General features: G+C 66.3%; 19 protein-coding genes. 5 read left to right on the plus strand and 14 right to left on the minus strand.

The features are described 5' to 3' along the window. Positions 1–280: 280 nt before the first annotated feature. Positions 281–994: a RadC family protein gene (gene radC / locus ACVIYL_RS12035; RefSeq protein WP_456778632.1), complete on the minus strand. Its 714-nt coding sequence runs from the start codon at positions 992–994 to the stop codon at positions 281–283. A gap of 125 nt (positions 995–1119) precedes the next feature. Between radC and ACVIYL_RS12040 the strand changes: the two genes are divergently transcribed. Next, entirely contained in the window at positions 1120–1839 is a 720-nt protein-coding gene (locus ACVIYL_RS12040) for a DNA-3-methyladenine glycosylase I (protein ID WP_168858339.1), read from the plus strand. A gap of 25 nt (positions 1840–1864) precedes the next feature. On the opposite strand, the gene map is transcribed toward ACVIYL_RS12040, so the two are convergent. Beyond that, complete coding sequence (gene map / locus ACVIYL_RS12045) at positions 1865–2689, minus strand: type I methionyl aminopeptidase (protein WP_456778633.1); 825 nt, start codon at positions 2687–2689, stop codon at positions 1865–1867. 167 nt (positions 2690–2856) lie between these two features. Continuing rightward, a complete protein-coding gene (locus ACVIYL_RS12050) occupies positions 2857–4173 on the minus strand; it encodes a mechanosensitive ion channel family protein (protein ID WP_057019519.1) in 1317 nt (438 codons plus the stop codon). Positions 4174–4394: 221 nt separating this feature from the next. Here ACVIYL_RS12050 and ACVIYL_RS12055 point away from each other — a divergent pair, with 221 nt between their 5' ends. Then, on the plus strand, positions 4395–6188 hold the full coding sequence (locus ACVIYL_RS12055) for a potassium/proton antiporter (RefSeq protein WP_057019518.1): 1794 nt from the start codon (positions 4395–4397) through the stop codon (positions 6186–6188). Positions 6189–6197: 9 nt separating this feature from the next. Here the strand turns inward: ACVIYL_RS12055 and ACVIYL_RS12060 are convergent, their stop codons facing one another. The 6 genes from ACVIYL_RS12060 to mepA all read right to left on the minus strand — a co-directional run bounded on the left by ACVIYL_RS12060 (position 6198) and on the right by mepA (position 11668). Then, the gene (locus tag ACVIYL_RS12060; RefSeq protein WP_456778634.1) at positions 6198–7484 is read right to left on the minus strand and encodes a hypothetical protein; all 1287 of its coding nucleotides are present in this window, start codon (positions 7482–7484) and stop codon (positions 6198–6200) included. 112 nt (positions 7485–7596) lie between these two features. Continuing rightward, on the minus strand, positions 7597–8268 hold the full coding sequence (gene modC / locus ACVIYL_RS12065) for a molybdenum ABC transporter ATP-binding protein (RefSeq protein WP_456778635.1): 672 nt from the start codon (positions 8266–8268) through the stop codon (positions 7597–7599). Positions 8269–8371: 103 nt separating this feature from the next. Then, positions 8372–9067, minus strand: a complete 696-nt coding sequence (gene modB, locus ACVIYL_RS12070) for a molybdate ABC transporter permease subunit (protein WP_456778636.1) — start codon at positions 9065–9067, stop codon at positions 8372–8374. 4 nt (positions 9068–9071) lie between these two features. After that, complete coding sequence (modA, locus tag ACVIYL_RS12075) at positions 9072–9857, minus strand: molybdate ABC transporter substrate-binding protein (protein WP_456781813.1); 786 nt, start codon at positions 9855–9857, stop codon at positions 9072–9074. Positions 9858–10065: 208 nt separating this feature from the next. Continuing rightward, on the minus strand, positions 10066–10575 hold the full coding sequence (locus ACVIYL_RS12080) for a hypothetical protein (RefSeq protein WP_092078684.1): 510 nt from the start codon (positions 10573–10575) through the stop codon (positions 10066–10068). Positions 10576–10705: 130 nt separating this feature from the next. Continuing rightward, the gene (gene mepA / locus ACVIYL_RS12085) at positions 10706–11668 is read right to left on the minus strand and encodes a penicillin-insensitive murein endopeptidase (protein WP_310883152.1); all 963 of its coding nucleotides are present in this window, start codon (positions 11666–11668) and stop codon (positions 10706–10708) included. Between the two features lie 195 nt (positions 11669–11863). Between mepA and ACVIYL_RS12090 the strand changes: the two genes are divergently transcribed. Beyond that, positions 11864–12301: a L,D-transpeptidase gene (locus tag ACVIYL_RS12090; protein WP_456778637.1), complete on the plus strand. Its 438-nt coding sequence runs from the start codon at positions 11864–11866 to the stop codon at positions 12299–12301. A gap of 356 nt (positions 12302–12657) precedes the next feature. Next, on the plus strand, positions 12658–14856 hold the full coding sequence (locus tag ACVIYL_RS12095) for a putative bifunctional diguanylate cyclase/phosphodiesterase (protein WP_456778638.1): 2199 nt from the start codon (positions 12658–12660) through the stop codon (positions 14854–14856). A 219-nt stretch (positions 14857–15075) separates the two neighbouring features. Here ACVIYL_RS12095 and ACVIYL_RS12100 read toward each other — a convergent pair whose 3' ends face one another. The 3 genes from ACVIYL_RS12100 to ACVIYL_RS12110 are packed head-to-tail and all read right to left on the minus strand — an operon-like array spanning position 15076 to position 16957. Beyond that, positions 15076–15522, minus strand: a complete 447-nt coding sequence (locus tag ACVIYL_RS12100) for a DUF1801 domain-containing protein (protein WP_456778639.1) — start codon at positions 15520–15522, stop codon at positions 15076–15078. Between the two features lie 35 nt (positions 15523–15557). Beyond that, entirely contained in the window at positions 15558–16340 is a 783-nt protein-coding gene (locus ACVIYL_RS12105; RefSeq protein WP_456778640.1) for a sulfite exporter TauE/SafE family protein, read from the minus strand. An 11-nt stretch (positions 16341–16351) separates the two neighbouring features. Further along, positions 16352–16957, minus strand: coding sequence for a TetR/AcrR family transcriptional regulator (locus ACVIYL_RS12110; RefSeq protein ID WP_456778641.1), 606 nt, complete (start codon positions 16955–16957; stop codon positions 16352–16354). A 111-nt stretch (positions 16958–17068) separates the two neighbouring features. On the opposite strand from ACVIYL_RS12110, the gene ACVIYL_RS12115 reads away from it, so the two are divergent. Continuing rightward, entirely contained in the window at positions 17069–17980 is a 912-nt protein-coding gene (locus tag ACVIYL_RS12115; protein ID WP_456778642.1) for a sterol desaturase family protein, read from the plus strand. Between the two features lie 21 nt (positions 17981–18001). On the opposite strand, the gene ACVIYL_RS12120 is transcribed toward ACVIYL_RS12115, so the two are convergent. Both ACVIYL_RS12120 and ACVIYL_RS12125 read right to left on the minus strand, forming a co-directional pair. Beyond that, on the minus strand, positions 18002–19969 hold the full coding sequence (locus ACVIYL_RS12120; RefSeq protein ID WP_456778643.1) for a methyl-accepting chemotaxis protein: 1968 nt from the start codon (positions 19967–19969) through the stop codon (positions 18002–18004). 179 nt (positions 19970–20148) lie between these two features. Then, the gene (locus ACVIYL_RS12125; protein ID WP_456778644.1) at positions 20149–21066 is read right to left on the minus strand and encodes an NADP-dependent oxidoreductase; all 918 of its coding nucleotides are present in this window, start codon (positions 21064–21066) and stop codon (positions 20149–20151) included. Positions 21067–21406: the final 340 nt, after the last annotated feature.

Below are 21406 nucleotides of genomic sequence, written 5' to 3' on the forward strand. Positions count from 1 at the left end.
GGCAGTTACGCTTGGTTCGTATGACGCGGGCGGAACGAGATGCAAGGCTCGGCAAGAGATGTCGCGAGAAATGCGGTCGTATGACTCTCTGCCACAATCTCGATGTCGTCCCGGGCAAGCGCTGCGCGACCCGGGACCCATAACCACGAAAGCAAATTGGCTTGCAAAGCTGGAGCCACAGCGTGCTTCGACAACGCAACCCCGTGGTTATGGGTCCCGGCCCCCGTGTGCAATTGCGCACTAGGCCGGGACGACAGCGGAGGGCTTGTTGAGTGCAATGCTAAATCAGCCGCATGCCCTTGAAGCTGGTATGCCCGTTCTTGCCGACGATGATGTGATCGTGCACGGCAATCCCGAGCGGCTTTGCGATGTCGACGATGGCTTTCGTCATCTGGATGTCGGCCTGCGACGGCGTCGGGTCGCCGGACGGATGGTTGTGCACCAGGATCAGCGCGGTGGCGGACAATTCCAGCGCGCGCTTGATCACCTCGCGCGGATAGACCGGGGTGTGATCGACGGTGCCGGTCTGCTGCACCTCGTCGGCGATCAGCTGGTTGCGCTTGTCGAGGAACAGGAGGCGGAACTGCTCCTTGTCGGCGAACGCCATGCCGGTGCGGCAATAGTCGATGACGTCGTTCCAGGACGACAGCGCGATGTTGCGCCTGATCTCGCCCTTGGCGATCCGGCCGGCGGCGGCGGCGAGCAGCTTGATCTGGTTGATCGAGGCATCCTTGACGCCCTCGACCTCGCGCAGCCGCGCCACCGGCGCATGCACCACCTCGGCGAACGAGCCGAACTTCTTCAGCAGCGCCTTGGCCAACGGCTTGGTGTCGCGGCGCGGGATCGCGGCGAACAGCGCTATCTCCAAGAGCTCGTAGTCGGTCAGCGCGTCCGGCCCCGCCGCATAGAACCGCTCGCGCAGCCGTTCGCGATGGCCGTGATAATGTGGCGTCTCGTCGGGCTGATCGGGGCTGTCACTGGCTTTGGCGGGCATCGGCCACAACCATGCCGTGCTCGCGGCGATTTGCAAGAGCCGATGCAACTGCCGGGTTTGCCACGATGCTTCGGGCGAATTACCGTCGGCGGCAACGGTTCGAGAGAAAAGAGGGGGAGGGCCGCGTGACATCATTCAAGGTGATCCGCTCGCGCGCCGAGAAGCGCAAGGGCGGGCCGAAGGCGCTGGAGAAGCTGCTGCGGCCGCCGGCGGGCGCCAAGGCGCTGGCAAAGCTCGGCGACGACCGCGTGCTGGCCGAGATGACCAGGCGCGTGTTCTGCGCGGGCTTTGCCTGGAGCGTGATCGACGCCAAATGGCCGGGCTTCGAGGAGGCGTTCCTCGGCTTTCAGCCCGCCAAGCTCGCCTTCAAGCCCGACGAATTCTGGGAAAAGCTTGTCAGCGACGCCAGGATCGTGCGCAACGGCGCCAAGATCATGTCGGTGCGCGACAACGGCCGCTTCGTGCAGGAGATCGCGCGCGAGCACGGCAGCTTCGGCAAATTCCTTAGCGCCTGGCCGTCATCGGATGAGGTCGGACTGCTGGAGCTATTGGCTAAGCGCGGCAGCCGGCTCGGCGGCAACACCGGACAGATGCTGCTGCGCTTCCTCGGTTGGGACGGATTCGTCACCTCGCGCGACGTCGTCGCCTGCCTGCGCGATGCCGGCCTCGATATCGCCGAGGAGGTCAAGTCGAAGCGCGATCTCGCCAAGGTGCAGGCGCAGTTCAACGCCTGGGCGGAGGAGACCGGACTGTCCTATCTGCATCTGTCGCGGATCTGCGCGATGTCGATCGGAGAGAACCACACGCCCGAGGAGATCATCGAGCGCACGCGGAGCGATTATTGACGAGGACGGTTACAGCTCAACCCGATTAGACCTGAACCCACGGCTTCTCGCCATGGCGTTCGGACAGCGTGAAGATCTCGACGCCGTCCGCGGTGACGCCGACCGAGTGCTCGAACTGCGCCGACAGCGAACGGTCGCGGGTCACCGCGGTCCAGCCGTCGGACAGGATCTTCACATGCGGCTTGCCGAGATTGATCATCGGCTCGATGGTGAAGAACATGCCGGGCTTCAAGGGCGCGCCTTCGCCGGGGCGGCCGATATGGATGATGTTCGGTTCGTCGTGGAACAGGCGGCCGAGGCCGTGGCCGCAGAAGTCGCGCACCACGCTCATGCCCTGCGGCTCGACATAGCTCTGGATGGCATGGCCGATATCGCCGGTGGTGGCGCCGGGCTTCACCGAGGCGATGCCGCGCATCATCGCCTCATAGGTCACCTCGATCAGCCGCTCGGCCTTCCGCGCGATGGCGCCGATCGCATACATGCGGCTGGAGTCGCCGTACCAGCCGTCGACGATGAAGGTGACGTCGACATTGACGATGTCGCCTTCCTTCAGCGGCCGGTCGCCCGGCATGCCGTGGCAGACCACGTGATTGATCGAGGTGCAGGTCGAGTAGCGATAGCCGCGATACATCAGCGTCGCCGGATAGGCGCCGTGGTCGAAGGCGAACTTGCGAACGAACTCGTCGATGACCGAAGTCGGGATGCCGGGCTTGACGAGGTCGGTGAGCGCATCGAGGCATTTCGACACCAGGGCGCCCGCCTTGCGCATGCCGGCAAAGCCGCTCGGTCCGTGCAGCTTGATCTGGCCGGTCTTGCGAAGCGAGGTGTCGGTGGCGTCGATATAGCTCATGGGCGGGCTGTTTCTGCGGGCAAGGGGCTGATTTCTGGCCCTAATTTAATGATCGGCGCGCCCGGCGCAAGCCAAGCTTGGGCATGGGGACATGTCCAAACGGCTTGATTTTCAGGCCATATCCGGAACAGCGGCCACCGCTGCTCCGAAAAGACCGCGCGCAAGCGCTAATTGGAGACCTCGACCACGCTCTCGACCGGCAGCGCGCCGCCGCGGATGCGGAGTTCCCGCACCGGGTAGGGCACCCGGATGCCCTCCTGCTTGAAGGCGTCCCACAGCGACAGCATGACGTCGCTCTTCACATTGTCCATGCCGTCGGGGTCGGCAATCCAGAAGGTCAGGGAGAATTTCATCCCGGCCTCGGCGAACTCGGTCAGGATGCAGTTCGGCGTCCGGCCCTTGGTGGCGCGCGGATGGGCCGCCGCGGTCGTGATCGCGAGCTTGCAGACCTGCCGCGGATTGGCGTCGTAATTGGTGGAGAAGGCGATCTTCACCAGCGTGTTCTTGTCGGTATAGGTCCAGTTGGTGACCTTCTGCGTCACCAGGTCCTCGTTCGGGATCAGGAACTCGCGGCCGTCGCCGGCGGCGACCGAGATGTAGCGGGTCTTCATCGCGCTGATCCGGCCCGAATTGTCGCCGATCGTGACGAGGTCGCCGGGCTTCACCGATTTGTCGACCAACAGGATCAGGCCGCTGATGAAATTGGCGACGATCTTCTGCAGGCCGAGACCGATGCCGACGCCGGCCGCGCCGGTGAACACCGCGAGCGCGGAGAGGTTGATGCCGACCGCGCCGAGCGCGATCACGATCGCCGTCACCATCAATCCGATGCGGATGATCTTGACCAGCAGCACCTGGATCGACGGCGTCAGATCGGTGGCGCGGTTGATCCGGCTCTCGGCGAAATTGCCGGCGAGGTTGGTCAGCCACAGCGCCACGATCAGGAGCGCGCCGGCCTTGATCAGCAGCAGCGGCGAAAGGCGGAGGCCGCCGACCACGACCGCATATGCATCCAGCGTGTCGGCCGCCCAATCGAGCTGGCCGATGATGCTGAGGGCGGCGACCACCCAGGCCGCGATCGAGACTGTTTTCACGATGAAGGCGTTGTCGATCACCGAGGTGACGAGGCGGATCACCAGCCAGGCCAGCGCCAGCTTGGCGGAGACCGCGATCAGATAGCTGCGGCTCGGCCAGGTCGCGTGCCACATCACGATGCGGGAGATGATCATCAGAACCGCGAACACGGCGGTGGAAGCGCTCTTCACCATCACGCGGGCGAAGTGCCGGAGCGGCAGCGGCCAGCGCATCGCCAGCGACGACATGTCGACCCGCGCATGAATGGCGGTGTCGGCGGCGTAGGCGAGGCCCGCGGCGGCGAGGATGATGCCGAATTGCAGATAGAACCAGGGCGAGGCGACCTCGGCGCCGACCGAGCGCGCAGCCATTTGGATCGATTCGAGGACGTCCTTCCAGTTCATGTCCATCGGCAAAATCTCAACTCGAAGCGCGGGTCAGCCAAATGTGATTCGAATGCGCAGGCAGAATCCCACAAAGGCGCGCACGCGACCATCGATACAACACAGTGTCGGGGCGACCTAGGGCTGATGAGACCGGGCACATTGCCGCTTATGGCAGAAATCGGTTGGCGTCCCAGTGTGGCGACGATAAGGATGCAATTGCAAGTATTTGAGACCTCCGAAGGCGCATGGCATCCCTCGACTCCGTCAGTATAGCGATCCTGCTCGGTGCGGTGCTGGTGATGGCCGGCATCCTGTCGAGCCTGCTGGCCTTGCGGTTCGGCGCTCCCTTGCTGCTGGTGTTCTTGCTGGTCGGCATGCTGGCGGGCGATTCCGGCCCCGGCCGGCTGCAGTTCGACGACGTCCGCACCACCTATCTGGTCGGCTCGGTGGCGCTGGCGCTGATCCTGTTCGACGGCGGATTGAAGACGCGGTTTGCCAGCATCCGCACCGTGCTGGTGCCCTCGATGGTGCTGGCGACCGCCGGCGTGCTGTTGACCGCGCTGATCACAGCGCCGGTCGCCCGTTTCGTGCTCGACCTCAACTGGACCGAGTCATTGCTGGTCGGCGCCGTCGTGGCCTCGACCGACGCGGCTGCCGTGTTCCTGCTGGTGCACACCCAGGGTCTGCGGCTGCGGCCGCGCGTCGGCGCGACGCTGGAGGCGGAATCCGGCACCAACGATCCGTTCGCGATCTTCCTCACCTTGATGCTGGTCGAGTTCATCTCGATCGGCCAGAGCTCGGCCTCGCACATCGCGCTGGAGTTCATCCAGGAGGCGGTGTTCGGCGCCATCATCGGGGTGATCGGCGGCCGGCTGGTGGTGATCGCGCTGAACTATGTAGCGCTGCCGCAGGGCCTGCATGCGCCGTTCGTCACCACGGCGGCACTGGTGATCTTCGGCGGCTCGCAGATCGTGCATGCCTCGGGATTTCTCGCGGTGTATCTCGCCGGTATCATCATCGGCAACCGGCCGACCCGCGCGCATAATTCGGTGGTGACGTTCCTCGACGCCGCGACCTGGCTGGCGCAGATCGTGATGTTCGTGCTGCTCGGCCTCCTGGTCTCGCCGCATCGCCTGCTCTCCAGCGCCGGCGGCGCGGTGCTGGTGGCGTTCGCGCTGATGCTGGTGGCGCGGCCGCTGGCGGTGCTGATCTGCCTCGCACCGTTCAAGTTCAACTGGCGGGAGAAGGTCTTCATCGCCTGGACCGGCCTGCGCGGCGCGGTCGCGATCTTCCTCGCCTCGATCCCGATGCTGGTCGGCCTGTCGAAGGCCTATCTCTATTTCGACGTCGCCTTCGTCGTCGTCATCATCTCGCTGCTGTTGCAGGGCTGGACACTGGCGCCGGCGGCGCGGCGGCTGCACGTCGCGCTGCCGCGCGCCGAACGCGGCCCGCGCCGCGTCGAGCTCGATTTGCCCGGCCAGCTCGAGCAGCAGCTGGTCGGCTATCCGGTGCGGCCGAAGAGCCTGTACTTCCGCCGCGGGCTGATCCCGTCCTGGTCGAAGCCGACGCTGGTGATCCGCGACGAGCGGATCCTGACGCCGACCGAGGCCGATCCGGTCGCGCCTGGCGACTACATCTACCTGCTGGCGCCGCCGGAGCGCGCCGAGGCGCTCGACCGCTTCTTCGTCGACATGGCGCCGTCGAGCGCGCCCGATCCGCATCTGCTCGGCGACTTCATGGTGTCGGCCGAGCATACGCTCGGCGAGCTCGCCGAGATCTACGGCGTCAAGGTCGACGAGCACCAGGCCAAGCTGACGCTCGCCGACTATTTCGACGTCAATCTCGACCGCGCGCCGAAGGAAGGGGCCGAACTGGCGCTCGACGAGATCGTGCTGGTGGCGCGCAGCATCAGCGGCGGCCGCGTCAACGTGGTCGGCCTGCGCCTGCCGGAGGAAGAGGAGAAGGTCGCGCCGCAAACGCGGATGCAGATCGTCAAGCGCAAGCTCGCCGACATCTGGGCGTCGGTGGCGGGGGTCTGAGCCGCGCCGTTAGGTCTTGCGCAGGAAGTTCGAATCCGGTGCGAACTTCCTGATCATGTCGGACAGCCCGTCGTCGGCCGGCGGACCGGATGAGCCCTTGGACACCGCGTCCGGCTTGGTTTCGCCCTTGATCTTCTGGCCGGAAATCTCGGCCAGCGCCGCGAGCAGCGTCTCGTCGAGATTATCGGCCGCTGTCTTCGCAGGTGGTGTCGTCGCAGCTGGCGTCGTGGCGGGCGCAGCGGGAGCCGGCGGAGGTGGCGTCGGTTGGGTGGGCGCGACCGCGCGGATTTCGGGCTCGCGCCTCGCCGGCGGCGCTGACTCCGGTGCCGGCTTGGACACATCCTTGGACGCGTCCTTCGACGCATCCTTGGGGGCGTCCGCGCGCCGGGCGGCGGCCTCGCTGACGGCGGCGATCAACGATGCTTCGAGGGCGGCGGGCGTGTCGGCCGGCATGGGCGGCGGTGTAGCCGGCATCGGCGGCGGTGTGACCGGCACCGGCGGCGGCCCGGCGGGCTTCGCGTCCCGGGTTGCGCGACCGAACAGCGGTTCCCGCTGGATCGCCGCCTGCGGCCGGCCGTCGGTGGCCTTGCCCGGCTCCTTTCCAGGCTCCTTGGCAGGCTTGAAGAGACCCGCGCGTTCGGCGGCCATCTTGGCGGACGCCTCCTCGACCGTGGCTAGCAGGGACGCTTCGAGAGCGTTTGCGCGATTGCTTGGCGAAGCCGCCGGCTTGGCGGCAGGGATGATCACCGGCTTTGGCTGCGGCGGGGGCGGCAGCGGTGGCGGCCGAGATGCTTCGACTGGTGCCGGCGGCGACGGGATCGGCTGACCGTCCCCGGCGCGCGCGATGATGCCGTCGACAATCGCCGCCAGGCGGCCCTTGTCGGGGGCGGCCAGATAGCTCGCTGCCAGCTCGTCGACATATTGCGGGCCGTAATCGGCGAGCACATTGGCGATCTGGGCGAGATCAGGATCGCTGTCGACCAGCCGGCGCCAGGCCTCCCGGTCGTAAGTCTCCCGGTCGTAAGCCGCGTCCCCCTTCTTGTCGGGCCAGGCCACCCGGCGCGGCTGACGCTGCCCGGTATCCTGGCCTGCGATCGGGTCGAGGGTCGGCGGCTGCAGCCCGTCGCTGAGGCGCGGCGGTGTAAATCCCGAGGCGCCGGCCGGCACGGCAGCATCGGCCGGACGCCGGCGCCGCTCGTCGACCTGCAGCGCGATCAGGCCGACGCCCATCAGCAGGAAGCCGAGCGCGGCCCACGAAATCGTGGTGCACAGCAGCCCGCCGATCAGCAGCAACACCCAGCCAGTCAGTCGCACAAATTCACCCTTCCCTATGCCCGATCGGACGTCCCGACGCGGGCCTGGCAGACAAGATAGGCTATCTTATGCCGACTTTCGGAAAAACGGCCAGCTAGGCGCCCGCCGTCAGCACCTTGACACCGCCGAACGCGGTCACCTGGCCGCCGCGCAGCATCACGATCTGGGTGGCGAGCTGGCGCAGCTCGGCCGCGTCGTGGCTGACATAGACCATCGGGATGCCGGCTTCGTCGCGCAGCCGCACCAGATAGGGCAGGATCTCGAGCTTGCGGCTTTCGTCGAGCGCCCCCAGCGGCTCGTCGAGCAGCAGCAGCCGCGGCTTGGACAGCAGCGCCCGGCCGAGCGCGACGCGCTGGCGCTCGCCGCCGGAGAGCTTTCCGGGACGGCGGTCGAGCAGGGCGCCGATGTCGAGCAGGTCGACGACGCGCCGGTGTTGGGCGGGATCTTCGGTGAGGCCGTTCATGCGGCGGCCGTAGTCGAGGTTCTGGCGGACATCGAGATGCGGAAACAGCCGCGCGTCCTGGAACACGTAACCAATGCGGCGGCGCCAGCTCGGGACGTGGATGCCGGTCGCGGTATCGTCGACGGTCTCGCCGTCGATCACGATGGTGCCGCGGTCGGGACGCAACAGTCCCGCGATGGTGTTGATCAGCGAGGTCTTGCCGGAGCCGGACGCGCCGAACAGACCGGTGACGCGGCCCTCGCTGGTGAACGAGGCTGCAAGCGAGAACTCGCCGAGCAGCTTGGTGATGTCGACGCGCAGCATGGCTAAAGCGCGATGAGATTGAGTTGAATCGTCATCGCGCTTTAGCTCCTTGTTTGAGCATGGCCTCTTCGGAAAACCGCTTCACACTTTTCCGGATCATGCTCTATTGCCCATGCAGGCGCGCGGTGGCGCGACGCGCGAACACTTCAGCCGCGACCAGTGCGCCGATCGCGAGCACGATCGAGATGATCACGAGCCGCGCGGCGGCGGGGTCGCCATCCGGCGTCTGGATCAGCGAATAGATCGCCGACGAAATGGTCTGGGTCTCGCCGGGAATGTTGGAGACGAAGGTGATGGTCGCGCCGAACTCGCCGATCGCCTTGGCAAAACCGAGTACCATGCCGGCCAGCACGCCGGGCAGCGCCAGCGGCAGCGTCACCGTTGCGAACACCCGCCACGGTGCGGCGCCGAGTGTCTCGGCCGCCTGCTCGAGGCGGCGGTCGACGGCTTCGATCGAGAGACGGATCGGGCGCACCAGAAGCGGAAACGACATCACGCCACAGGCGAGCGCCGCGCCGGTCCAGCGGAAAGCGAACACGATGCCGAGATGGTCGGCCAGCCAGCCGCCGACCAGGCCGCGCTTGCCGAAGGTCAGCAGCAGCAAATAGCCGGTGACGACGGGCGGCAGCACCAGCGGCAAATGCACGGCGGCGTCGAGCAGCGACTTGCCCCAGAAATCGCGCCGCGCCAGCAGCCAGGCGAGCGCTACCCCGAACGGGGTCGCCACCAGTGTTGCGATGACGGCGACCCGCAGCGACAGCAGGATCGCCGTCCATTCGGCCGGCGAGATCTCGAACACGTGCTTAAGTCGTCGGGCTGATCAGGAACTTGAAGCCATATTTCTCGAGGATCGTCTTCGCCGCGGACGAGCGCAGGAAGGCCAGGTACTCGGCGGTCTCCGGCTTCGCGGTCGTGGTCGCCGCGACCGGATAGATGATGGCCGGATGGGTGTCGGCCGGGAAGGTGCCGACGATCTTGACGCCCGGCTCGACCTTGGCGTCGGTCGAATAGACGATGCCGAGCACGGCTTCGCCGCGTGCCACCAGCGTCAGCGCGGCGCGCACGCTCTCGGCCATCGCGAATTTCGGCTCCGCCGACTGCCAGGCGCCGAGCTTCTCCAGCGCGGCCTTGGCGTATTTGCCGACCGGCACCGCCTTGACGTCGCCGGTCGCGATCCTGCCGTCGCCGGCGAGCTTGGCGAGATCGAAGCCCGGTCCGATGTTGACGTTGTCGATCTTGGAATCCTTCGGCGCGATCAGCACGATCGAGTTGCCGAGCAGGTTCATCCGCGTCGCTTCATTGATGTTCTTCTGCTTGATCGCATAGTCCATCCAGTCGGTGTCGGCGGAGACGAAGACGTCGGCCGGCGCACCCTGCTCGATCTGCTTGGCAAGCGCCGAGCTCGCGGCATAGCTGGCGGTGATCTTGACGCCGGTCTTGGCGGTATAGGCTGCATCGATGTCGTCGAGCGCGTTCTTCATCGAGGCGGCGGCAAACACGGTGAGCGTCTTGTCCTCCGCTCTCGCGGGCGAATGCAGCGCGCCGAGCAGGATGACGAAAGCGGTGAAAAGTCCGGCAAGCCGTGAAATTGAAAGTCGTGGCATGGAAAGCGCTCCGTGCGAGTTCGCGCGCGAACGATCGCGCGCAAATCAGGCGTTGGGTTGGGGTCTGGCCTGCGACGAACGGAAGCGCTGTTCCGCTGGTCCCCGACGGACTTACGGTCCTCAGGGATATCGCACTGCAAACATAGCAGGCTGGGGCTTACGGTAAAGGCGACCGTTTGTCTAACCGCCCGTCCTATTCATCCGCCGGCTGGATAGCGATCGACAGCGAGTTCTCTTTTGAGCCGCTGACCTGCAGCACGAAGGGGCTGGCGGCGAGGTCATATTTCACGGTCTTGCGGATACCGTCGCAATCGGTCGCGCCGCTGAACGCCTTTGGCTTCAGGAAATGCCCGTCCTGCACCAGGTCGACCCAGGCCCCGGCCGACAGGCTGACGGTATAGAGCCCGGCCTTCGGCGCGGCCTTGAAGCTGGTGAAGCCGGCGAAGGTGCCTTCCTTCGGCGCGCGCTCCGGCGGGGTCGGCAATTTGGCGTCGCCGGGGGCCACCAGCGCCAGCGTGATCGCGGTCGCCGGCAGCGCCGTCTGCTCGCTTCCCGATACGACCCTGGCACGATCGGACGCGGTCAGCGCGGCGCGTGCGCGCTCGATCGACCATTTGAACTTGTCACAGCCGCTCGGCTCCTCCGCCGCGACAGCGGAAGTCGAGACGAGCACGAGCGATGCGGCGAGGAGCGATTTGCGCATGTCTGGTCCATTCATGATGACGGATAAACAGATCAGCCGCCCCGATCCATCGCCCGAACGCGCTTACGGCGCGACGGCACGAGATCATATCGCAGTTCGAGCCGGCCGGCATAGCCGCCTGACGAAGATGTTATTGCCCTGGCAGCTGCTGTTTGGCGTCGGGGGCGTTCAGCACCGTCCTGCAATCAGCCGGCATCTGCGCCAGCGTCATCGGCGGGCGGGGTTTCGGCGGCTTCGGCGGAGGCTTCGGATGCAGCACCGAATCCTTGAACCAGAAGGCGAGATCGGACGGCTTGCAGCCTTCGCCCTCCGCCTGCGCCTTCTGGCTCTCGCAGGTCGGGCTGCCGGACGGACATCGCATGCGAATGTGGAAGTGGTAGTCGTGGCCCCACCACGGCCGGATCTTCGACAGCCAGCCGCGATCGCCCGTGGCCTCGCGGCACAGCGCCTTCTTGATCGCGGGGTTGACGAAGATGCGCTGCACCGCCGGCTCCCGCGCCGCGTCGCGGATAACGAGTACGTGGCCCGGCGTGAACACGCGCGGATCGATGTCGAGCCGGTCGTCGCGCACCATCATCACCGCCGACATCTCCTCGCGGTCCTCGCGCGACAATTTGCGATCGGGCATCGGCGTCAGCCAGATGTCGGCGTCAAGTCCGATCTGGTGGCTGGCATGACCGGAGAGCGCGGGGCCGCCGCGCGGCTGGCCGATATCGCCGACCAGGATGCCCGGCCAGCCGGCGTCCTTGTGCGCGTTGGCCGCAAGCCGCTTCAGCAGCGCGATCATGTTGGGGTGACCCCAGTAGCGGTTGCGCGACAAGCGCATCACCTGCCAGGTCTCGCCGTTGAGCGGCATCTGCGCGGCGCCGGCGAGACAACCCTTAGTGTAGCCGCCGATCGACCGGGTCGGCAACGCCGCCGGCAGCACCTTGCGCGCGAACAGCTGCTTCGCCCCGATCTTTGGATCGTTGGGGTTGGCGAGCGGCGGCAGCGGCTGTGGATTGAGCGAGCCCCTGTCCTGCGCCCGCGCGGAGATGGTGCAGGCGACGAGGGCTAAGATCAGGAGTGGGAACAGACGCAGGCGGGGTGTCATTCGGATCACTCTGTCGGCGCAAGGCTAGCATGGATTCGGAGCAGGCGGACCGCGCTTTCATCCCATTCGCTTGATCGCCCACAGGGTGGATTAAGATTACCTGCGGCTTCCAGGCTCCGATGTGAGCCACGCCACTTTACAAGCGCACGTTGTGGGCGACATCATGTCCGCAATAATTTCAGGGTAGGCGTTATTGTGACGAGCGTATCGTGCGTACGGCTGGCGTTTGCCGCCGCGATTGCCGCGCCGATTTTGGCGCTCTCGCCGGCGCGGGCCGACGTCGTCGTTCACATCGATAAATCATCGCAGCGCATGGCGGTCAGCGTCGATGGCGCGAGACGCTACAACTGGCCGGTGTCGACCGGCCGCCGCGGCTATGGCACGCCGAGTGGGGTGTTCCGTCCGCAGATGCTGGCGCGCCGCTGGTACTCGAAGAAGTACTATAACTCGCCGATGCCGCACTCGATCTTCTTCCACCGCGGCTTTGCCATCCATGGAACATACGAACTCACGCGCCTTGGCGGGGCGGCCTCGCATGGCTGCGTGCGCCTGCATCCCTCGCACGCCGCAATGCTCTATGGGCTGGTCGAGCGCAACGGCCGAGGCGGCACGCGCATCGAAATCACCAACTAAGGTATGATCCGGCAAAATCCGAAGGCTGAGGCGCACCGCGCTTTAACCGCGCGATAACCCTGCGGCACGCTGACGAACATTGATGCGCTTGAAGCGTCTTCGGCGCATTCATTGTGCAATCGCGCGCCGGTTTACGCTTCCTTCACCAAGCGCCGGCGCTTCCACGCTGCGAATCTGTGCCGTGCGCCGCCGGCGCGCCGGGAGCAAACTCGCGCCCGGCGTGAATTCGCCTGCAAAGCAGGCATGCAAGGGCTTCTCAGGCAGCGCAGCTACTCGCCAAGAGATACCAATTTTTCAGAGACTTATCGCAGATATATCGCCGAACTGGAATGCGCGTGGGGCGTGCGATACCGATGATGCGGCCGAAGAAAAACACCAAGAAACCGAACCAGGCCAAACTGTCCCGTCCTCGGGGCCGTCGTCCCACACCGATGCCGAAAGTGTCGGGCAGATCGCGCCGCCCCGCGGTCGAGATCGGCGAACTGGTGCGCCAGCGCGCGCAGGCCGAAGCCGCGATCGCCGAGGCGCGCAAATCCAACGCGCGGCTGCGTGAGGCGATCGACATCCTGCCGCAGGGCATCGTGTTCCTGGATCCGGAAGGCCGCTACACACTCTGGAACAAGAAATACTCGGAAATCTACAAGCGCAGCTCCGATCTGTTCGAGCACGGTGCGCGCCTGGAAGACACCATCCGCATCGGCGTCGCGCGCGGCGACTATCCCGAGGCTGCCGGCCGCGAGGAAGAGTGGATCGCCGAACGGCTCAGGAAGATGTACCAGCCCGGCGAGCGGCACGAGCAGGTGCTGGCCGACGGCCGCGTGGTGTTGATCGAGGAGCGGCTGACCTCGGATGGCGGCATCGTCGGCCTGCGCGTCGACATCACTGAACTGAAGCAGCGCGAGGCGTCGTTCCGCCTGCTGTTCGACGGCAATCCGGTGCCGATGATCCTGTGCGCGCTCGACGGCGAGCGGATCCTCGCGGTCAACGACGCCGCGATCGCGCATTACGGCTATGTCCGCGCCGAATTCGAGCGGATGACGATCAGGAGCCTGCAGGCGTTCGATGCCGAGTTGCCTTGGGCGGCAGGCCGCAGCAGCGACGAGCAGGCGGCGCGGACCTGGAAGCATGTGCGCGCCGACGGCACGCTGATCGACCTTGCGATCTATTCGCGTCAGCTGATGCATGGCGACCAGCCGGCGATGCTGCTCGCGCTGATGGACATCACGGAACGCAAGCGCGCCGAGGCGCGGCTCGCCTTCATGGCCCAGCACGACAGCCTGACCGGCCTGCCCAACCGCAATCTGCTGCGCCAGCAGATGGACGAGATGCTGCAGCACACCCGCCGCTCGACCGACAAGGTCGCGGTGCTGATGCTGGGCCTCGACAATTTCAAGGCGGTCAACGAGACGCTCGGTCACGGCATCGGCGACAAGCTGCTGCGCGCGGTCGCCAAGCGCCTGCGTTCGACGCTGCGCGAGGAAGATGCGCTGGCCCGTCTCAACTCCGATGAGTTCACCATCGTGCAGGGCGGCGTGATGCGGCCCGAGGACGCGGTGTTGCTGGCGCGGCGGATTTTGGACGCGATCGGCGAGCCCTATCTGCTCGAGGGGCACTCGGTGGTGATCGGCGCCAGCATCGGGATCGCGATGTCGCCCGGCGACGGCGAGGATTCCGAAAAGCTCCTGAAGAGCGCCGACATGGCCTTGTCGCGCGCCAAGAGCGAATTCCGCGGCACCTTCTCCTTCTTCGAGGCGGAGATGGACGCGCGTGCCCAGAGCCGCCGCAAGATCGAGATCGACCTGCGCGATGCGATCCAGAACGAAGGCCTGCGGCCCTATTACCAGCCGCTGGTCGATCTTGCGACCGGGCGCATCACCGGCTTCGAGGCGCTGGTGCGCTGGCCGCATCCGGAGCGCGGCATGATCTCGCCGGGCGAGTTCATCCCGGTGGCCGAGGAGACCGGGCTGATCAATCCGCTGGGCGCGCTGATGCTGCATCGCGCCTGCATGGACGCGGCGCAATGGCCGGATGACGTGCGCGTCGCGGTCAATCTGTCGCCGCTGCAATTCCGTACCGGCAATCTGCTGGCGCTGGTCACCGACGCGCTGAGGCAATCCGGCCTGCCGGCGCGGCGGCTCGAGCTTGAGATCACCGAGACGCTGCTGCTCGAAAAGAGCAGCCAGGTTTTGGCGACGCTGCATGCGCTGCGTGCGCTCGGGGTGCGGATGTCGATGGACGATTTCGGCACCGGCTATTCCAGCCTCAGCTATCTGCGCAGCTTCCCGTTCGACAAGATCAAGATCGACCAGTCGTTCGTACGCGACCTTGGTGCGAACCCGGACGCGCAGGCGATCGTGCGCTCGATCGTCAGCCTCGGCATCGGGCTCGGCGTCACCATCACCGCCGAGGGCGTCGAGACCGAAGCGGAGTTGAGCCGCCTGCGCGCCGAAGGCTGCCACGAGGGCCAGGGCTTTCTGTTCAGCCGCGCGCGGCCGAACGCCGAGGTCATCAGCCTGCTGAAGGCGCAGCGCGTCGCGACGGCGCTGGTGGCGTAGTGGAGCCTAGAGGCAGAGATGTTACCTCGATCGAGCGTCGGGCTCCCCTTACCTCGCCCCGCGTGCGGGGAGAGGTCGGAACGCATCGTTAGATGCGTTCCGGGTGAGAGGGATTCTCCGCGAACGCAGCTATTACCGAATGTGCGGAGACGGCCCCTCACCCCAACCCTCTCGCCGTAAGAACGGGGAGAGGGAGCGCACCGCCGTCGCCTTCACGCCCTACGATTCTTTCTTGTTGAGATGATAAGTTAGCGCCAGCGCCACGCAGTGGCGCAGCGCGGGCTCCGGCAGCTTGCCCGCGACATCGAGCAGGATGGCGCGGTTGCCGCTGTAGCTGAGCTCGGGATAGAGCTCGCGGAAGGTCTCGACCAGATTGGTCTGGCAGTGGAAGTAGATCGCGACCCGGTCGGCGGCCGGCTTCACCTGATCGATCCGGACCGTGCTGCCGCTGCCGGTCTCCGGCGTGAGGTAGCTCGGCTGGCCCCATTTCAGCGTCTCTTCCAGCCCGCCGACGCCCTTAGTCGCCTTCGCGGTCTCGAAGATTAGGCGCCGCAACGCCAGCAGCTTGGCTCTGACCGGGGCAGGGTAAGCGTCGAACAGCGCAGTTGCCGGTTTCGATTGCGGCCGTCGCGCCGCCTTGCTGGTCGATGTTGCCGGCTTGCGCATAATGGGCTCCGCGAGGACGACGTACCCACGTCTATCTACCACAGCGCCTTGAAGGTCATATAGACCGCCATCAGCGACACGAAGACGATCATCGCGCTGTGCAACCGCGCGCGGTTGATGCGGTTGGCGGCGCGGGCGCCGAGATCGGTGCCGGCTAGCAGGCCGACGATCACGCCTGCCAGCACGGGCCAGGACGCCAGCGAGCCCTCGCTCCAATAGATCCAGGCCGAGGGGATCGTGGTCGGGATCAGCGACATCACGAGGCTTGCCATCTGCGCCTGATGCTGCGGCACCCCGAGCACGGCGCTTAAGCCCACCACGGTCGCCAGTCCGCCGCCGATGCCGAGAAAGCCCGACGACAGGCCCGCCAGCAGCCCGACAATGAGCAGCGCCGGCCAGGATATTTCGCGCGCGGTGACTTTGTCGTCGTGCTTCGCCTCGTCGCGTCCGCCGCGCAGGATCAGCATCGCGTCGAGCACGACGAGATAGGCCACATAGGTCCAGCGCAGCGCGGGCTCGGCGACATGGTTGGCGGCGAGTGCGCCGGCCGCGCCGCCGGCGACAAAGCCGACTGTCAGCAGCGCGATCCAGCGCAATGGCGTGCGGTTGCCGCTCTGCCAATAGCGCCGGATCCCGGTGAGGCTGGTCGGCGGCACCTGCGCGACCAGCGAGATGCCTTGCGCGACATGCTGGCCGGCGCCGAGCAGTAGCACCGAGAACACGACCAGTCCGCCGCCGGGGCTGACGCCGAGCAGCCCGGCGGTCAGACCGCCGGCGAGGCCCGTGCCGATGCCGGCGAGGAGGTCGTGGACGATCACCGCATCCCCCGTCAGCGCCTGGCGGCAAGGCCGGCAAGGAAGATGTCGAAGGCGTGCATCGCCTCCGCGGTCGAGACGGTTTCGCCCCACAGCCGTTGCAGCACGATGCCCTGGAACATCGCGACCATTGCCCGCGCCGCGCCGCGCGGCTGCACGCCGCGGTCGATCGCGCCGCTCTTCTGGCCGCGCCGCAGCAGGTCCACGATCAGGGCGATCGGCTGGCGAATTCCGCTCGTCACCTGGTCGCGGACCACGTCGTCGCGCAGCGCCTCCGCCCAGAGCTGCAACGCGACGCGGCGGGCGCGCAGGCCTTCTTCCTTCTGCAGGTCGCCGAGAAAGCCGCGGGCGATCGACCGCAGGCTCTGCAACACATCGTCCGGTGGACCCTCGAGCGCCAGCAGCGCGCTGTCGCGGCCATGGCGGCTTTCGCCGATCGCCTGGATCAGCTCTTCCTTGCCGGTGAAATGCCCATAGATGCAGCCGGCGCTGAGCCCGGACTGCTTGATCACGTCCTGGATCGTGGTCTGGTGAAATCCCTGGCGGGCAAAGCAGATCTCCGCGGCCTGCAAAATCTCCTCGCGGCGGATCGCCAGGGTCTCGGGTTTCACCTTCGGCATTGTCGGGTCCTTGTTCGTCGTCAAGCGGTGCCCGGCGGCAAGGCCGGCTTGACGATCATCTGTCGCCACTATAAAGAACGAATATTCGTTTTGTAAAGAGGAGCGGCCAGCATGATCGGCTTTGCAAAGCTTCTGTGGCATCCGGGCGCGGGTGAGATGGCTCACGTCGAGCTGCCGTCGACCGGTGCGCGGATCGCGTTCCTGCTTGCGTCGTTCGCGATCGTGCTGCTGTTCGAGGCCGCGTTTCCGCTATTCAGCTATGGCCGCAGCGACCGGCTGCGCAATATCGGCCGCAACGCCGCTATCACCGTGATTTTCGTCGGCGTGAACCTTTTGCTCAGCCCGCTGTCGCCGCTGGCCGCGCAATGGACGCTGGACGCGAAATTCGGCCTGTCGCACTGGCTCGGCCTGTCACCTCTGAACCAGCTCCTGCTCGGCATCATCGGGCTCGACCTGTTCGCCTATTTCGCCCACGTCTCCATGCACAAGCTCGGCTGGATGTGGCGCTTCCACCGCATGCACCATGCCGACCGCTTCGTCGACGTCACCACGGCCTTCCGCGAGCATCCCGGCGAGACGCTGTGGCGGATCGGCTGGCACATCGCCGGCGTGGTCGTGTTCGGAACGCCGGCCTGGGTGCTGGTCAGCTATCTGACGCTGTCGGCGCTGAACGCCCAGTTCGAGCACGCCAATATCCGCCTGCCCGAGCGGCTCGACCGCTGGCTGCGGCTCATGTTCGTGACGCCGAACATGCACAAGATGCATCATTCGCGTCATCAGCCGGAGACCGACAGCAATTATTCGAACCTGCTCTCGATCTGGGACCGGCTCGGCGGCACCTATAATCGTGGTCCGCGCTTCGCGGAGCTGCGCTACGGTCTCGATGGCTTCGATGATCCCGAGAAGCAGTCGCTGCGCGGATTGCTGAAGATGCCGTTCATGCGCGATTGGGGGCGGGTCGACGCTCGGCCGGACGACAAGTCCGACCGGTCCGCTCCGCCGCCCGTGCTGCCCTGGCCATGACTTGAAGCCCGGCGCCGCCGCTCAGGCGGCGTTGCGCAGTCCGGCGAGGAAGGTGTCGACGCTGTGCGACAGCGCGGCGGCGTGATCGCCGAGCTGGCCGGACGTATCCAGCACATTGCCGGTGAGGGCCCGCGACTGGCCGGCGGCCTCGCTCGCGCCCGCGATATTGGCGGAGACCTCGACGGTCCCGGTGGACGCCTGCTGCACGCTGCGGGCAATCTCGCGCGTCGCCGAGTCCTGCTGCTCGACGGCCGCCGCGATCGCGGTGGCGATACCCGAGATCTCGCGGATGGTGCCGCTGATGTCGCCGATCGCGCTGACGCAGTTGCCGGTGGCGGACTGGATCGCGCCGACCTGGCCGGCGATCTCCTCGGTCGCCTTCGCGGTCTGGCTCGCCAGGTCCTTCACCTCGGCGGCGACCACGGCAAAGCCGCGACCGGCCTCGCCGGCGCGCGCCGCTTCGATGGTGGCATTGAGGGCCAGCAGATTGGTCTGGCTGGCGATCGCGCTGATCAGGCGCAGCACGTCGCCGATCTTCTCTGCCGATGCGGCGAGGCTCGTCACCATCTCGGTGGTCTCCATGGCCTTGGTCACGGCGCTGTCGGCGACACGGCTGGAATGGGTGACCTGGCGGCCGATCTCGGTGATCGAGGACGCCAGCTCCTCGGTTGCGGCGGCGACCGCATTGACGCTGGCCGAGGCTTCCTCGGACGCGGCGGCTGCCGCCGAGGTCCGTTCGGAGGCGCCGTTGACGCTGGCGGTGATCTCGTTGGCGACGCGCTGCATGTCGCCCGAGGACCGCGCGACGGCGGCGACCATGCCCTTGACGTCGGCTTCGAAACGATCGGCCATCTGCCGCTGCAAGGCCTGCTTGTCGGCCTCCGCCTTCACCTTGTCGGCCTCCTGCGCCTCGCGCAGCGAGGAGGTTTCGACCATGCTGCGGCGGAACACATCGACCGCCTTCGCCATCGTGCCGAGCTCGTCGCGGCGCTCGCTGCCGGGTATGGTGACGCTGGTGTCGCCGCTGGACAGGCGGTTCATGACCGCGGTGATCGCGGTGAGCGGCCGCGACAGGCCGCGGCCGAGCAGGAACGCGAGCAGCACGGCGGCGGCCATGATCGCGACCACGCCGAGGATCAGATTGCGCTGCGCGCTCGCCGCGGCGGCTTCATAGTCGCTGGTGTCCTTGACGATCTCGAGCACGGCGACCGGCTCGCCGGCGTAGTTCTTGATCTGGCCGAGATAGAGCTCGACCGCATGGCCGTCGAGAACGGCGTCGCGCAGCAGGGCCGCACCGTTCATCACACGCTTGAGCTCGTCCTGGGTCGCGACCACGGTGTCGCCGAAGGTCGAGGACAGCCGCTTGAAGCTCTGGCCGTCGAAGGAGTGCACCGCGAGGTCGATGCCGAAGCGCTTCTTGGCGCGGTCGACGAATTCCTTGCCGAAGGCGGCGCCGACGTCGACATTGGCCAGCGTCTTGCCCTCGTGCATGATCGGGGTCATGCCGAAGATCGAAAGCGCTTCGCGGCCGGGCTCGACGCCGACGATCGGCTTGCCGCTCCTGTTCGATTCCACCACCGTGGTGCGCCGCGTCGAGGCGTCGTCGCCGAATGCCTTCGGCGCGTGGACCCGGTAGAAGCCAGTTGCCGGGGGCTGCCAGAACGAGATCAGCGGGATGCCCTGCGCCTTCATCGCTGCCCAGGAGGCGCCGAGCAGCCTTCCGAGGCCGTCACGGTCGCCCTTGGCGATAGCATCTTCGACCGGCGGCAGGGCGGCGATGACAGCCGAGACCGCAAGCGCGGCGCGCCCCTCGTAGTCGATCGCCGCAATCACGCTGTCATATTGCAGCTTGAGCTGCTGATCGAGCGCGAGCCGCGTCAGCGCCCGCTGCTGGCTGATGGAGAAGCCGCCGAGGATGGCGCAGGCGACCGCGACAGTCAGCGAAATCGCCAGAATCAGGCGGGCGGCAATCGATCGAAGCGTGAACATGGGACCAGCGAAACTCCAGGCATTAGCGCCGTCCGCAAAGTCGCAGAAAAAGCTTAACAACCGGATGTTGCGCCGCCGGTATTCGTGCCGCGACCATGGCCGCCGGTGCTACTTTCGTACTGTTCAACGTCTGGCCTGACAGGGCCGGCCGGCTGCGCGCATCAATAGGCATGTGTCACTCAGGGGCGAACGCGGATGATCGTACTCCCTTTGCGTCGACCGGTCGGATTCAAGGCAGCGACGGCCTCGTCGAGAGTCGTGACGTTGCCGATGTTCGTCCGCAGGCGTCCGTCCCGCACCCGCCGGACGATCTCACTCAGTTGGGAACGATCGGACTCGACGACGAAGTCGACCGCCAGGCCGTCGGAAGGTCGCGCCTCGGCCGGCCCAACGACCGTCACCAGCGTTCCTCCGCCTCGAATCAGTTTTGCCGACCGCTTCTGGATTTCACCGCCAATGACGTCGAACACCAGATCGACTTTGCCGACGTCCTCAAGGGCGTCGTTGTCGAGATCGACAAACTCCTGCGCGCCGAAGTCGAGCACAGTCTGACGGTCGGCGGACCGCCCGGAGCCGATCACATACGCGCCGGCCTCTCGCGCGAGTTGCGTCACCATCGACCCGACTGCGCCGGCCGCGCCGTGTGCGAGGACGCTCTGCCCCGCCTGGAGGCGGCCGTGCTGAAATAGTCCTTGCCATGCCGTCAGGCCCGAGACCGGAAGGCTTGCGCCCATTGTGAAGTCGACGTCGCCCGGTAGCGGCGCGAGGTTGCGCGCCTCGATCGCCACATACTCGGCCAGCGTGCCGTCGCGATACCAGTCCGCTAGACCGAACACCCGCTGTCCCACCGATAGCCCTGTAGTGCCATATCCGAGAGCGGTGACCACTCCGGCCAGCTCGTGCCCCGGGATCGACGGTGTTCGGTCACGATCGAGGCGATCGGTCCAGGTCGAGGGCCACGCCAGCTCAGTCGGGACAAATCTCGACGCATAAACCTGAACGACGACGTCGTTTATCGCTGCCTGCGGCTCGGGCCGGTCCACCAGCTTCATCCCGGCCGTTCCCGCGGCTTGGTCCGTTACAACGATGGCCTTCATGGGAATACTCCTTGTCTCTTGGTGGAACTGCTGCAGAGCGCGCGGACGCGCCGACTAACCAAGAACTGCCAAGGCAGTTCGGTTGCTTGGTACGAACGAATAGATGCGCTGCGCCTGCTCATAAAACAGCACCAAGATTGCGAATTTTGGCTGTACCAAGCGCGACGGCTGCCCCCTGCGAGCTCAATGCGCTATCGCACCGCTGAAAAATTCGAGCAGTCGACAGAATCCTTTTGCACAGTCGGGGATAGAAATTCAGATTGCGAGGGCCGCCAGGCGTCATGCCAACTGTTGGGCCCAAAACCGACATGCCGTGGTCAACCATGTCGGTTTTAGGGGT

The sequence above is a fragment of the Bradyrhizobium sp. USDA 3315 genome (assembly GCF_054056795.1).